Below are 13,486 nucleotides of genomic sequence, written 5' to 3' on the forward strand. Positions count from 1 at the left end.
TTGTGATGTTACTTGTGGGTAACGACGAGTTTGAAGCGGGCCACCTGCAGGCTGCGGATCACACAGGCCTGAGCCACCCTGGCCGGGATTTGGCCGCACCGCGCAATCTCAAAAAGGAGCGGCTACGGTGCCTGAAGCGGAGCATATGATAGTCACCTGAGCCGGAAAATGCCATATCGCGAGGGCGCCGACCTTATCCCTTTACCACCTCCCTGTTACAATTGCGCGCTTCTAAAATGGGGGATAGCGGTTCACATGCGTCTTTTACAGTCTCGTCGCCTGCGGCTTTTGCTCAGCGTAGCCCTGCTGCTCTTTGCAGTACAGGTGGTTTTCCGGCTTATATTCTTTCTGGGCTTTGCAGATTTCAGTGACAACGAGGCGGCCAGCGCCGCTGCGCTGGCCAAGGCCTGGTGGATCGGTCTGCGCTTTGATGCCCGACTGGCGATCCTACTCACTGCGCCCCTTTTGCTGCTGATGCTCCCAAGGTTGCACCTTTTTGAGAAAACGTGGGCGCAGAAAGTGGCCGCCAGCTATGTTCTGGTGGTTGTATTGTCGCTTAGCCTGTTCAACGTCTTTGATCTGGGACACTACGCCTACCTCGGTATCCGCATGGATTCGACCGTGGTGCGCTTTTTCGATGACATCGCCATTTCGGCGAGCATGGTCTGGGAAAGCTACCCGGTTATCTGGATTTCGCTCGGTGTCGCAGTGCTATGCGTGCTTACCTTTAGTTTTGCCAAACGGCAGATTGCAGCAGTGTTTGCGGTGCCCGGTTTGACGCTGGGCAAATGGGCGGTCACCTGGCGCTGTTTTCTAGTGTTTATGGTGGCGTTCTGGACCTGTATTGGGCGGCCGTCTGATGTTCCCCTGCGCTGGAACAATGCCTTTTTTACTGGCGATCCGGAAATCGGCGCGCTGGGCTTAAACCCGGTGCTGTATTTTTACGAGACCATGGATTTCAGCGAAGCGCATTACGATCTTGATCAGGTCAAGGCGCACTACAACGCCGTAGCCGATTATCTTGGCCTGGAAGGCGATGAGCGCGATGCCGCCAAGCCCAATTTTCTGCGCCGGATAGACGCGGACCCCGAGGCGCCGTTTGCCGGCATGGAAAGGCCTCCGAACATTGTCTTTATTATGCTGGAATCGCTGGGCGCGAGCCGGGTCAGTGCCTACGGCAACCCGCTGAAAACCACACCGACGCTGGATGAGATTGCCGAAAACGGCTGGTTCTTTGAACACTTCTATGTGCCGGTCTCAGGCACCGCTAAAACCGTATGGGCGAGCATCACTGGCTTGCCGGATGTGTCTACGGTCAAAACGGCTACCCGCAACCCGCTGATCGCTCATCAGCGCACCATCGTCAATGCCTTCAAAGATCACGAGAAATATTACTTTCTCGGCGGCAGCGCGGGCTGGGCGAATATGCGGGCGTTGATCAAGGCCAGTATCGACGACCTGCACCTCTATGAAGAGGGCTCCTATACCGAGCCACGGGTGGATGTGTGGGGGATTTCCGATCTGAGTCTGTTCCGGGAAACCGACAAGGTCCTGCGCACTATTCCCAAAGAAAAACCCTTTTTTGCCATTGTTCAGACCGCGGCCAATCACCGACCCTTTACCCTGCCGGACGATATGGGCGACTTCGAGCCAGACCGCCCTGATGATGAGGCTCTTTACCAGGCGGGCTTTAAAAGCGCTGAGCAATACAACGCGGTGCGTTTTCTGGATTACAACGTCGGTGAGTTTTTTGAGATGGCCAAGGCGGGCGGTTATTTCGATAACACAGTGTTTGTGTTTTACGGAGACCACAATAACCGGATAACGATTACGCCGCATATGGCGGATTTTTACGAAAAACTCGACCTTGATGGCCTGCACGTGCCGCATATGATCTATGCCCCCAAATTGCTGCAACCGAGGGTGGTCGAAGAGGCCGTGAGTCTGGTGGATGTGTTGCCTACCGTGGCGGGACTGTTCGGCGTGCCTTATGAATACGCCGGCCTCGGTCGCGATTACACCAAACACCCGCAAGGTGAAGAGCGCTATGTCTTTACCCAGACAGCCGATAAGCGCCATCCGGTGATCGGTGTTATCAGCAAAGACTGGATGCTGCGCATGCAGTCTTCGGGCGAGAAAGCCAAACTGCACAAACTCTACAGTGAGGATTCGACCGCAGACCACAGTGCCGAGCTGCCGCAAAAGGCGGAGCGTTTGAAACGGTTGGCGAAGGGGCTCTATGAAACCAGCCACTACCTGCACTATCACAACGTGGAAGAATCGGCAGCGGGGGCAGGACAGTGAGCCTTGCCGATACGCTGGTGCTGGCCGGCTATCTGCTGGCTATTTTACTGCTTGGTGTTTTTTTCTCACGCAAGACCCACACCACCGATGATTATTTTGTTGGCGGTCGCAATTATCGGGGCTGGGTCATTGGTCTGAGTCTGGTAGGGACTTCGATCAGTTCCGTAACCTTTCTCGCCTACCCGGCGGATGCCTATAAAACAGCCTGGCTGCGCTACCTGCCCAATCTGATGTTGCCGGTAGCAATTTTTGTGGCAGCCCGCTATTTCCTGCCGTTTTTCCGGCGCGCCAATACGGTGACGGCCTATGAATTTCTGGAGGATCGCTTCGGCCCTTCGGTGCGGGTGTATGGCGCCGCGTCTTTCATGATTGCGCAACTGGTGCGCGTCAGCACGATTCTTTATCTGATATCCCTGTTGCTGTTTGAAATCAGTGGTCTTGATCCCGTGTGGTGTATCGTCGCGGCCGGTGTTTTTGTCGCCTTTTACACGGTTGCCGGCGGCATTGAAGCGGTTATCTGGACCGATGTGATTCAGACCTTGGTGCTTCTGTTTGGCGGGATTGCCTGTCTTTGGGTGATAGTGGATTTGTTGCCTGGCGGATTGGGGCAGGTGGTCAGCACGGCCACCGAGCACGGCAAACTGGGTTTCTCCGAGTGGCGCAACGGTGAGCTGACCCCCGTCAGCTGGGATCTCAGCCTGCTGAATAAAACTGGCACCATGATGCTGGTGCTCGGGCTGGTGAATTGGCTTACCGAATACAGCAGCAACCAGAATACCGTGCAGCGCTACTGTGCCGCCAAGTCGGAGCAGGAGGCGCGCCGGGGCATGTGGGTTTGTGCGCTGAGCAGCTTGCCGATCTGGGCCTTCTACATGTTTCTGGGAACGGCGCTGTATGTGTTCTATCTGCAGTTCCCGGCGCCCGAAGCGGCCGACATGCTCAGCGGTGAACGCAAGGCGGAGCAGATTCTGCCGTTTTTTATTCTCAGTGAATTACCGGATGGGCTGGTCGGGCTGGTATTGGCAGCGGCGCTGGCCGCCGCCATGTCATCCCTGGATTCCAGTATCAACGCTATTTCGGCGGTGTCCGTGGTGGATATTTACCGCCGCCACCTGAAAAAGGATGCGCCTGAAGGGCACTATTTATGGGTGGCCAGGGCTGTTGCGATTGCGGTCAGTGGTTTGATGATCGGGGGTGCCATCGCCTTCTACTACGCTGACACCAAAACCCTGCAGGACGCACTCACCATTCTGGTGGCCCTGCTCGGCGGTGGCTTGCTGAGCCTTTATCTATTTGGCTTTTTTTGCCGCCGCGGTGGCGCTGAGCAGGCCTGGCTCGGAATAGCCGTAACCATGTTGTTCACCGGCTGGGTTCTTCTCGCCCGCAACGGCTGGCTGTTCACGGTTGAGGACATGCCCTTTGATCTGTATTACACGGCCATCATCGGCAATATTCTGATGTTTGCTGTGCTCTGGCTCGCCAGCCGCCGTACGCCGCAGCGCGCGAAGGTTTGAGCTCAGATAGACCAGCGCAGTGATCGCGGCGAAGGGGTCGAGCAGGTAGTCCCAGAGGTTGTTGGATTCCAGCAACCCGAACTGAAAGCCGAGCAGGCCAAGACTCAGCACGGCGACGATCAGGTTGAGGCCCTTGAGCCACGCCAGTACACCCGTGGCGACCACCGCTAGCGCGACAAGCTTGGGTTGGAAGCCCCACTGGTAGGGGTCGATCATGCCGGCACCGAGGCTCATAGGGTAAAACCACAGCGCCGTCAGGCCAACCAGTCCCGCAAGCCAGATCATCTCATTCCTGGGCAGTAAGGCCTTGCCCGTGCCCCGGCAGAGTGCCAGACCGACCAGCACCAGGGTGGAGGTCAGGCTGAACTCACCGAATACGCCGCGTAAATAAAACACGGGTGCCAGGCCCGCGATGGGAATGCACAGAAACACGAGTGACAGGGTGTAGACCAGCACCAGCCGTGAAGACAGGGCGGGGCGACGGCACAGCAGGAGGCTGAACAGCGCGGCCCAGTGCAGCGCTGAAACGATCAGGCCAAATGTCATATCCATTGGCTCAACCACTCCTGCGAGAATGCGCGGTGTTTGATATAGGCTTTGTTCCAGGTGTACACAAGGTGGATGGTTCCGTCTGTAGCTTTGATCAAATAGGGGTAGTCGTAGCGATAGCGACAGCCGCCGTCAGTGCAGAGGGCTTCGCTGGCTGATTCGAGAAACTGGGCGCGCTGGCTTTCCGAAAGGCCTTCTTCGGCCATGGTGCTTTCCAGGGCCTGGGAAAACTGCTCCAGGGGCACACGCCGCGGTGCCGTGCCGTTTTCGCTGTTGTCTTCCACTCGAATAATCGGGTTCCAGCTCTGGCCGCGATCCTCGGAAATCAGCAGGGTCAGGCGATTGCGCTCATCTTCGGTGTCATTGGCAACCGCCAGTATCCGGCCGCAGTCCATTACGACGGCGGCGAGCGCGGAATTAGGATTGAAGAAGCTGGCGTTTTCGGGCTTGCTCCAGGTGGTTCCGCTGCTGTCGCTTGAGGTCATAACCGCGGTAAAGGGGGCCTCGTCGCCAGAATCGCGCAGCAGCGCAAGGGCTTCATCATCCTCCACCGGCAAAATCACCGGCTGGATAGCTTCGCGTCCGGTAGTCAATCGGGTCTTGTCGAGGACGCGTCCATTCGGTGATAGCCGCAACAGCTCACCAAATTTGCCGGCCATTTCGTGATACACCGGCAGGGCGATGGTTCCGTCCTCGTAGAGGTAAGGGGTGCCTTTCACCAAGGTGCTGAGATTGAAAAAGGGCGAGGTTACCAAGCGGCGAACCGAATGCCAGCTCTGACCATCGTCGTCGGAGTAGGCGACATTGAGCTGGCTCGTGGCCCAGCCGCCCAGCGACACAGAAACGTAGTAGAGCGCCAGACGGTTATCCTTGAGACGAGTGATAACCGGGTTGCCCAGTTTTTTGATGTAGCGGCCCAATTCCCGTTCGGTAAATTCCCGGGTAATCAGCGGGCGGACCTCGCTCCAGTTATCGGAAGCCGGGTCGAAGTAGGCGCCGTAAATGGCCACATCCTTGGCGCCTTCGCGGCTGCCGCCGAACCAGGTGGCGAGCAGGCGACCGTCGGCGAGCTCGGCAACGGAGGCTGAGTGGACCATATCGGTGGCGTTGCGGCGCGAGACGATCTTAGGGGCGCCGTTATAGACGGTTAGGCGTTCGGCATCTATCGGTGGTAGGGCAGCCGGGGTGTCATCCCGATGTTCGGGCAGGGTTGCATCCGCGAATACGGGCTGCCCCAGGCTGGTTGTGCCGCGAAGCGTGACGCTGGCCGCAGCAATAAGTAAAAGCAGCCCGATTAAGCTGTAACGGCTTGGCATAAATGGCGACGACTCAGAATGAAATAGATTTTGCTTTTGGGCGCGCTTGTAATCGCGCATTTATTGTACAGAGGGATTGTAGCTGAGTGCGGCTGCGCTGTTAAGTCTTGCGAGCACATGATATCGACGTATCCCTCGAAAACACTGGGCATTTTTTAGGCTGAGCCGCTACAATACGCGGCCTCGAACGCCCCTATAATCCGTAATTGCCACAGGGTAGATGCCGTGACCGTTGCAGAAATGTCGAAAAAGCAGAAAACCGAATTCAACAAATTGCAGAAGCGGCTGCGGCGCCATGTCGGCAAGGCGATCGAAGACTACAACATGATCGAGGAGGGTGACCGTGTCATGGTCTGCCTGTCCGGCGGCAAGGACTCCTACGGCATGCTGGATATCCTGATGAACCTGCGCCAGAGCGCGCCGGTGAATTTCGAGCTGGTGGCGGTGAATCTCGACCAGAAACAGCCGGGATTTCCCGAAGAAGTGCTGCCTAACTACTTGTCACAGCTGGATATTGAGTATCACATCCTGGAGAAGGATACCTACAGCATCGTCAAATCCGTGGTGCCGGAGGGCAAAACCACCTGCGGCCTGTGCTCGCGGCTGCGCCGGGGTTCACTGTACGGCTTTGCCGAGCAGATTGGGGCCACCAAAATCGCGCTCGGCCATCACCGTGACGATATTATTGAAACCCTGTTTCTGAACATGTTCTTCGCCGGCAAGCTCAAGGCCATGCCACCCAAACTTTTGAGCGACGACAAGCAGAATATTGTGATTCGTCCCCTGGCCTACTGCAAAGAGGCGGATCTGGCGGCCTACGCCGAGATCAAAGCTTTCCCGATTATTCCCTGTAACCTCTGTGGTTCGCAGGAAAACCTCCAGCGACAGGCGATCAAACAGATGCTGCAGGACTGGGAAAAGCAGTTTCCGGGGCGGATGGACTCCATTTTTACCGCCATTGGCAACGTTGCCCCCTCACAACTGGCGGATGGCGAGCTGTTTGATTTCAAGACCCTGAAACTGGAGCGCCCCAGCCTGGACAAAATCCGGGCCGTCAACCTCGGCTGATTGGCTTCGCAGTTTTTGACAGTCCTTGACACCGAGCTTGATAAATACCCCAAACTAGCGGTAAATAAGGTGTTTTTCGCGAATAGCGTCCATTTTCATGCCCATATCCGCTCGCCAGCCCCAAAAAGCCCTTCTGTGTGTCAGCACCTTGCTGGCACTGTGGCTTTGTATCTTTCCCGCAGCCAATGGGCAGCCGGGCCTGTCAGCTGGCAGCGCCGACCAGCGTGAAGTGACCTTTATCCGGGAAAAAGTTGGCGGCCTGCTCGATACTGTCTTTGGCCGTTCGGCCTACCACCTTGAGGTTTCCACTCGCGGCAAGGGGCACCGCATTGTGTTGGTGGTCGATAGCCGCTTCCGCGGTGACTATACCGAAGCCGAACTGCGCACCCTGCTTGGCAGTGTTGCCGAGCTGGATTTTGGCGGGGCTGACGACCTGATTCTGTCGTCTTTGCCGATGGCGCACGGTCGTGAGACACCGACTGACGAATCTTCGCCCTCGACTCCCTTACTACTCTTGCTTGGGGCATTGCTGCTTAGCGGAGGCGGTGCTGTTGGCTGGCTGCTGGCGCGGCGCCCGCTCAACCCTTATCGCGATCAACTCGACGCACAACTGGAAAGCCTCCACAAACTCGCTGAGGAGGACCCTTCACGGGTGGCTCAGGTACTGCGCCTGTGGATGCGACCGGCGGCGGCTACCAGCGCCGAAAGCGGCGGCATGACCCAACGCGAGCTGGCTGCGGTGATCGTACTGAGCCTGCCGAAGGCCACGGCTGCGTCAGTGTTGCGCCAGTTGCTGCCGCGAGAGTTACAGACGCTCGGCGATATCATGGTGCGTATTGCTCGGGTGCGGCGCACGGTGCTGCGCTATGCGGTCAAACAGTTTTTTGATGATGTGCAGGAGGCGACCGGTTTCGGCGTTAAATCCGAGGCCGACTATCGCAGTCTGCTGGAAAGCGCCTTGGGCGAGCAGCGGGCTCAGCTGATCGCCGGCGCGCCGGAACTGCAGGCTCATATCCCCTTGTTGGAAAATCTGCGCTGGCTGGAGGCGGATACCATTGCCGAGATGATCTCCGGCGAGCACCCCCAGATACAGGCGATTGTGGTGGCCAGCCTCGATACTGAAAAAGCCACCCGCACTTTGGAAAACTTGCCCGAGCAGGGCCGTGCCGATGTGCTGTTGCGGGTTGCGGAAATCGACAAATTGCAGCCGGCCGCCGCCGAGGCCGTATCCCGCCTGATTGAATCGCGGCTGGAAAGCATGGTCAATCAACCGAACCGGACACCGCCGGGGCAGCGCCAGGCCGCTGCCATTCTCAAGTCGGTTACTGCAGACTGGTCGGAAGTGCTGTTGCAGGAGGTCTACCAGCGTGATCACCGGCTGGCTGCCCTCCTTCAGGAGCAGATGTTTACCATGGACGATCTGCTCGGTCTGACCAGTAGCGACTGGCAGAAAGTTGAACAACAACTGCCGGATGAATTGCTGGCGCGCGCCTTGCTCAGCTGTCGGCCCGATACCCGCGAGGGGTTTCTGCAGCGGCTGCCGCGTGGTCGCGCCCGCTCGCTTCGCCCGCTGCTTAAGCAATACGCGGGGCTGGGCGCGGAGTTGATTCAGCAGTCGGCCAATGACGTGCTGCTCATGGTGAGGCGTATGGCCGCCTCGGGCGACATCGTACTCAGTGGCGAATTGCGCCTGGCCAGTCCGGCAACGGCAGGTGAAGTATGAGCGATATGATGTCGCAGGAAGAAATTGACGCCCTGCTGGAGCAGGTGGCTTCGGAGGACGCCGAGGTAAAACCGATGGCGGCGGTCCCTGGCGTGCGCAGCTACGACCTGAGCGCCCAGCAGCACATTGTGCGCGGTCGTCTCAGCGGGCTGGATGCCCTGAATCAGCGTCTGGCAGCGCGTTTGCGCACCGCCATGACGCCGGTTGTGCGCCAGGATGTGGATGTGGAGCCGATGCCGGTGGCAGTGCGTAAGTACAGCGACTATGTGCACGGCCTTTATCTGCCGAGCAGCCTGAATCTGATAGAAATGAAACCGCTGGCCGGGACCGCGCTGGTGATGCTGGACGCGAGGCTGGTCTTTCGCGTGGTGGATTTCTTTTTTGGCGGCTCCGGGCGCCACACCAAGGTAGAAGGGCGAGAGTTTACCGACACCGAGCGGCAGGTTATCGACACGGTGCTACAGCGCTTTTACCGGGATATAGGCGATGTCTGGCGCAGTGTGGTCGACCTACAGTGCGAGCCGAGGGGCGTGGAATATAACCCCGCCTCGGCGGCTATAGCAGGTTTGAACGATAATGTGGTGATCTGCGGTTTTCGCGTGCAGATTGCCGGTGGCGGCGGGGAAGTGCATCTGGTCTTGCCTGAAGCGATGCTGGAGCCGGTGCGCGACAGCCTCGAGGCCGGTTCACGTCACCGCTCCCCCGAAGCTGAACGACAGTGGCGAGAATCGATAGAGCAACAGCTGAGCCGGGTGCTGGTCAGCGCCCGCTGCCGGGTTGCCGAGCTGGAGCTTAGCCTGCAGGAACTGGATGCCTTGCAGGTCGGTGATTTTCTGCCGCTGAATCTGCGGCGCGGATCGGAATTGACTGTGGGCGGGGTGCCCATCCACCGGGTACAGGCAGGCAGTTATGGCGCACACTGGGCGGTGAAGGTTATAAACCCGGAAACGGGAAAGTCAGGAGTCGACAATGAGTGAATTCAAAACCCTGGACGAGCAGCGTTCGGGTGCCGCAATACCGCGAGACACGGGCAATGAGGCTGAGCGCGCTCGCGATGTTCCGGTGGCCAGCAGTCGCGCCAGCCTTGATATGGTGATGGATATCCCCGTGCGAATCAGCATGGAGGTGGGCAGTGCTGAAATTTCCGTGCGCGACCTGCTGGATTTGCGCCAGGGCGCGGTGGTCGAGCTGGAGCGTCAGGCCGGCGAGCCGCTTGATGTTCTGGTCAATGGCTCGCTCGTGGCCCGGGGTGAAGTGGTTGTCGTCAACGATCAGCTCGGTATCAGGCTCACAGAGCTGGTGTCGCCGGCAGATCGTGCTCGCGCCCTGCGCAAGGACGAGTAATCGTATAAGTACCTTTTTTTTATGCTTAAACAATCTAGTGGCTGGTAATCCTCACACGGTCTTGCTGCCTGTCTGATCTATACTCATTGTATTACAGCGATCTACGATGCATTGCCGTCGGTGCTGCCTTCTGTATAAAAATCATGTTGGGGGAGGCACCTCATGAAGCGCTTGTTCTATCTGACTGAGTCAGCGGAATTTGCCGGTCAGGTAAACAAACAACTACTGCGTATACAGCATTTTGTCCGGCATTTTCATGTGCTGGGGCTAAATGAGGCCTCGGTACGCAAGCTGTTACCACATTTAACGATACAGCCCGTGAGTGAAACCCGCTCGCGAGTCCCGGTTTTTAACTGATTTAGTGAAGTAGTGGCCGCAGCTCTGCTGTTGTTGAGCAGGCGCTCCGTCCAGGTTGACGCCATTTGGCGTAGATGCACCAGCTGGACCGCTCCTTGTGAGCGGTCTTTTTTTCTCGATAAATCGAGCTGGCTAAGCACTCCATTTTATGGAAAAGTTACGCTTTCCCCGCTGTATTTGGGTAAGTAATGAAAATACTGGTTGTAGATGATTTTTCGACCATGCGCAGAATCATAAAAAACCTGCTGCGCAAGTTGGGTTATGAGCAGGTAGACGAAGCTGAAGACGGTGCCAAGGCGCTGCCCATGCTGCACGGCGGGGCTTACGACTTTCTGATTACGGACCTGAATATGCCCGGCATGTCGGGGCTGGAGTTGTTGCGTGCCGTACGCGACGACGCCAGTCTGAGCAAACTGCCGGTGCTGGTCGTTACCGCAGACGCCAATCGCGAACAGATTGTTGAAGCAGCTCAGGCCGGTGTGAACGGCTATGTGGTAAAACCTTTTACCGCTGCCGTATTGCAGGAAAAAATCGAGCAGATATTTGCCAACAGAACCAAACCGGCTCCGCGGGAGAGCGGTGGCTTGTGAGTCAGTCGTTTTTATCGGAAGAAGACGCGGAGCTTCGAGAGTTTTTCATCGAAGATGCAAGCGAGTTGCTGGCGGAGGTTCGCCAGGTCTTGGCCAACCTGCTGCGTGGCGAGGTGGCCGATGGCGGAATGCAGAGCGTGCGCCGTGCCTTTCATAACCTCAAAGGGGCATCGATGAGCCTGCCCGGCTGTGACAGTCTGGAGGGTTTTATCCGCCTTGCCGAATCGCTGGCGACCGCACTGGAGCAAGGGGTGATTGCCGCCAACCCCGAAGTTTTGACCCTCCTGGACGAAGCTGCATCGGCGATTCAAAGCATGCTCGCCGAGCATGGCAATGAGCCGCGTCTGCCCTTGCTGCCCAACCATCTGCTGAGGGCGCTGATGTACTGTCAGGATCGATTGGTTGGGATCGACGCCAGCCTGGACAGTGTCCAGACTCCCGTATCGCTGGATGAGCCCCTGCGCCAGTTTCGCGCTGCCAAGTGATCTCGGCGGCTTAAGTCGTTTATAATTCTCCGCTTTATCTTCAGCACACTTTCATACTGGCGAGGAGCAAGGCCCCTTGGTGCCACTGCTTGACATACAGGGCTTGAGCTTCGCCCGCGACCACCGCGCCCTGGCGAGCGATCTCGCGTTCAGTCTTTCGCCGGGCGACATCCTGCGGGTAGAAGGCCCGAATGGCTCGGGTAAAACCACTTTGCTGCGAATCCTGGCGGGGCTTTTCACGGATTACGAAGGCGAACTGTGCTATCGAGGACAGCCACTGCGCGGCAGCGGCCGTCACACAATGCGCAGTGAAAGTCACTTTCTCGGCCATCAGTCTGCGCTGAAGCTGAGCCTGACAGCGCTGGAAAACCTGCAATGGCTGGCCGCACTGAACGCCGTGCGGGTCTCTGCGAAGGAGATTGAGACAGCTCTAAATCGGGTCGGGCTGCGGGGCTATGAAGAGGTGCCCTGTCGGCAGTTGTCCGCCGGCCAGCAGCGCCGAGTGGCACTGGCCCGGCTGTTTTTGGTGCCGGCGAGCCTCTGGCTTCTGGATGAACCCTTTACCGCCTTGGATCGGCAGGCAGTTTCCGAACTGGAGGGCTGGATTGCAGCTTTTGCCGCCGAGGGCGGGGTGGTGGTGCTGACCACGCATCACGCCTTGCGCGATATGGATGGGCTGCGCTCGCTGAGTCTGGGGGCGCTATGAATCTGGGGCTGTGCTGGTTGCTGTTGCGCCGCGAATTGCTGGTCAGCCTCCGCAGGCGCAGTGACCTTGCCAACCCGCTGTTTTTTTTCCTGATCGTCTGCGCCCTGTTTCCATTGGGCTTAGGCCCTTCTCCTGTGCTGCTGGCGGGAATGGCTCCAGGGATTTTGTGGATCGTTGCGCTGCTGTCGGTGCTTATGGCCAGTGATGGGCTGTTTCGCGCGGACTTTGACGACGGCACGCTGGAACAAGTGCTGCTTAGCCCGGTGTCGCTTTATTTGACCAGTCTGCTGAAAGTGCTCGCCCACTGGTTGCTCAGCGGACTGCCACTGACCCTGTTGTCACCGGTATTGGCCTTGATGTTGCATATGCCATCTGCGGGTATACCGGCACTGTTGGCGAGTCTGGGCCTGGGGACCCTTGTGTTGAGCTTTATTGCCGCGATTGGTGCGGCTTTGACCGTAGGGCTCAAGCGCGGCGGTGTGTTGCTGTCATTGCTGGTGCTGCCCCTGTTTGTGCCGGTGTTGATTTTTGGCAGCGCGGCTGTGCAGCGCGCGGTACAGGGTATGGACAGCTCAGCGCCACTGGCCCTGTTGGGCGCCATGGCGGCGCTGTTTCTGGTGGTGGCACCCTTGGCCATCGCCGGGGCGATGCGGGTAAGCCACGATCAGTAACTAGAGCCAGTATGAACAGGTTTGGGTTCGGGTTTGCGGTGGCATTGCGGTTTGCAATGAATCTGCCGGAGCATGCGGTATACTAGCGCGCCATTTCGGGGCGTGAATGTGATGAGTAATTATGTGGGCCTGGTTTCATAAATGGAGTTCGCCGCGCTGGTTTTACCAGTTGAGCGGCAGTGTGTTGCCTTGGTTGGCCGCGCTGAGTTTGATAACACTAATCGTGGGTGTTATCTGGGGCCTGGCCTTTGTGCCGCCGGACTACAAGCAGGGCAACAGCTTCCGGATTATCTATATTCACGTGCCGGCGGCGGCGGTGGCTATGGCCGGTTATCTGATGATGGCGACCGCAGGGGGCATCAGCCTGATCTGGCGTATCAAACTGGCGGATATGGTTGTGAAATGCGCGGCGCCCATTGGTGCGGCCCTGACCTTTCTGGCTCTGGTGACCGGGGCTATCTGGGGAAAACCCACTTGGGGAACCTGGTGGGTGTGGGACGCACGAATCACCTCGGTGCTGGTTCTGTTTTTTCTGTATATAGGCATCATTGCCCTCTACGAAGCCTTCGATAACAAAGAGGCGGCCGGTCGCGCCAGTGCCATCCTCGCACTGGTGGGGGCGGTGAACATTCCCATTATTTACTGGTCAGTAGAGTGGTGGTACAGCCTGCACCAGCCTGCCAGTATCAGCTTTACCGGGGAATCGTCCATACATCCTGAGATGCTGCGGCCATTAATGCTGACTATCGCCGGGTTTTACTGTTTTTTCGGTTGGGTTCTGCTGCTGCAGGTGCGCAACGAAATTCTGCACCGCGAGCGCAATACGCGCTGGGTGCGCGATCTGATTCTACCGAGGTAG

Annotated in this window: 13 protein-coding genes; 12 read left to right on the top strand and 1 reads right to left on the bottom strand. The window is 57.9% G+C overall.

Annotated elements, in window-relative coordinates; genetic code table 11:
* The first annotated feature begins 255 nt into the window (after positions 1 to 255).
* Together ABY734_RS08685 and ABY734_RS08690 are read left to right on the top strand one after the other, a co-directional pair.
* A complete protein-coding gene (locus ABY734_RS08685; RefSeq protein WP_372778593.1) occupies positions 256 to 2,304 on the top strand; it encodes an LTA synthase family protein in 2,049 nt (682 codons plus the stop codon).
* Entirely contained in the window at positions 2,301 to 3,818 is a 1,518-nt protein-coding gene (locus ABY734_RS08690) for a sodium/solute symporter (protein WP_372778594.1), read from the top strand. Before ABY734_RS08685 ends, ABY734_RS08690 begins: the two co-directional genes overlap by 4 nt.
* A gap of 542 nt (positions 3,819 to 4,360) precedes the next feature.
* On the opposite strand, the gene ABY734_RS08695 is transcribed toward ABY734_RS08690, so the two are convergent.
* Positions 4,361 to 5,683 (bottom strand): exo-alpha-sialidase, encoded by a 1,323-nt coding sequence (locus ABY734_RS08695; RefSeq protein ID WP_372778595.1) that lies wholly within the window; start codon positions 5,681 to 5,683, stop codon positions 4,361 to 4,363.
* Between the two features lie 240 nt (positions 5,684 to 5,923).
* Here ABY734_RS08695 and ttcA point away from each other — a divergent pair, with 240 nt between their 5' ends.
* The 10 genes from ttcA to ABY734_RS08745 all read left to right on the top strand — a co-directional run bounded on the left by ttcA (position 5,924) and on the right by ABY734_RS08745 (position 13,486).
* Positions 5,924 to 6,751: a tRNA 2-thiocytidine(32) synthetase TtcA gene (ttcA, locus tag ABY734_RS08700; protein ID WP_372778690.1), complete on the top strand. Its 828-nt coding sequence runs from the start codon at positions 5,924 to 5,926 to the stop codon at positions 6,749 to 6,751.
* A 97-nt stretch (positions 6,752 to 6,848) separates the two neighbouring features.
* Positions 6,849 to 8,474, top strand: a complete 1,626-nt coding sequence (locus ABY734_RS08705) for a FliG C-terminal domain-containing protein (RefSeq protein WP_372778596.1) — start codon at positions 6,849 to 6,851, stop codon at positions 8,472 to 8,474.
* On the top strand, positions 8,471 to 9,451 hold the full coding sequence (gene fliM, locus ABY734_RS08710; RefSeq protein WP_372778597.1) for a flagellar motor switch protein FliM: 981 nt from the start codon (positions 8,471 to 8,473) through the stop codon (positions 9,449 to 9,451). Before ABY734_RS08705 ends, fliM begins: the two co-directional genes overlap by 4 nt.
* Positions 9,444 to 9,818: a flagellar motor switch protein FliN gene (fliN, locus tag ABY734_RS08715; RefSeq protein ID WP_372778598.1), complete on the top strand. Its 375-nt coding sequence runs from the start codon at positions 9,444 to 9,446 to the stop codon at positions 9,816 to 9,818. The genes fliM and fliN overlap by 8 nt, the downstream gene beginning before the upstream one ends.
* Before the next feature lie 162 nt (positions 9,819 to 9,980).
* A complete protein-coding gene (locus ABY734_RS08720; protein ID WP_372778599.1) occupies positions 9,981 to 10,175 on the top strand; it encodes a hypothetical protein in 195 nt (64 codons plus the stop codon).
* 188 nt (positions 10,176 to 10,363) lie between these two features.
* Entirely contained in the window at positions 10,364 to 10,765 is a 402-nt protein-coding gene (locus ABY734_RS08725; RefSeq protein WP_372778600.1) for a chemotaxis response regulator CheY, read from the top strand.
* Positions 10,762 to 11,250 (top strand): Hpt domain-containing protein, encoded by a 489-nt coding sequence (locus tag ABY734_RS08730; protein WP_372778601.1) that lies wholly within the window; start codon positions 10,762 to 10,764, stop codon positions 11,248 to 11,250. The genes ABY734_RS08725 and ABY734_RS08730 overlap by 4 nt, the downstream gene beginning before the upstream one ends.
* 76 nt (positions 11,251 to 11,326) lie before the next feature.
* Positions 11,327 to 11,956, top strand: coding sequence for a cytochrome c biogenesis heme-transporting ATPase CcmA (ccmA, locus tag ABY734_RS08735; RefSeq protein WP_372778602.1), 630 nt, complete (start codon positions 11,327 to 11,329; stop codon positions 11,954 to 11,956).
* Positions 11,953 to 12,627 carry a heme exporter protein CcmB gene (gene ccmB, locus ABY734_RS08740; protein ID WP_372778603.1) on the top strand — a complete coding sequence of 225 codons (675 nt, stop codon included), beginning with the start codon at positions 11,953 to 11,955 and terminating at the stop codon, positions 12,625 to 12,627. The genes ccmA and ccmB overlap by 4 nt, the downstream gene beginning before the upstream one ends.
* A 121-nt stretch (positions 12,628 to 12,748) precedes the next feature.
* A complete protein-coding gene (locus ABY734_RS08745) occupies positions 12,749 to 13,486 on the top strand; it encodes a heme ABC transporter permease (RefSeq protein ID WP_372778604.1) in 738 nt (245 codons plus the stop codon).

Origin of the sequence: Litorivivens sp. (assembly GCF_041624475.1) — a bacterium.
Lineage (GTDB): Bacteria > Pseudomonadota > Gammaproteobacteria > Pseudomonadales > Spongiibacteraceae > Litorivivens.

Bases quoted from the DNA above. Each gene is read 5' to 3' on its own strand.
- ABY734_RS08685 (WP_372778593.1), top strand. From the start codon at position 256: ATGCGTCTTTTACAGTCTCGTCGCCTGCGGCTTTTGCTCAGCGTAGCC.
- ABY734_RS08695 (WP_372778595.1), bottom strand. From the start codon at position 5,683: ATGCCAAGCCGTTACAGCTTAATCGGGCTGCTTTTACTTATTGCTGCG.
- ttcA (WP_372778690.1), top strand. From the start codon at position 5,924: ATGTCGAAAAAGCAGAAAACCGAATTCAACAAATTGCAGAAGCGGCTG.
- ABY734_RS08705 (WP_372778596.1), top strand. From the start codon at position 6,849: ATGCCCATATCCGCTCGCCAGCCCCAAAAAGCCCTTCTGTGTGTCAGC.
- fliM (WP_372778597.1), top strand. From the start codon at position 8,471: ATGAGCGATATGATGTCGCAGGAAGAAATTGACGCCCTGCTGGAGCAG.
- fliN (WP_372778598.1), top strand. From the start codon at position 9,444: ATGAGTGAATTCAAAACCCTGGACGAGCAGCGTTCGGGTGCCGCAATA.
- ABY734_RS08720 (WP_372778599.1), top strand. From the start codon at position 9,981: ATGAAGCGCTTGTTCTATCTGACTGAGTCAGCGGAATTTGCCGGTCAG.
- ABY734_RS08725 (WP_372778600.1), top strand. From the start codon at position 10,364: ATGAAAATACTGGTTGTAGATGATTTTTCGACCATGCGCAGAATCATA.
- ccmB (WP_372778603.1), top strand. From the start codon at position 11,953: ATGAATCTGGGGCTGTGCTGGTTGCTGTTGCGCCGCGAATTGCTGGTC.
- ABY734_RS08745 (WP_372778604.1), top strand. From the start codon at position 12,749: ATGTGGGCCTGGTTTCATAAATGGAGTTCGCCGCGCTGGTTTTACCAG.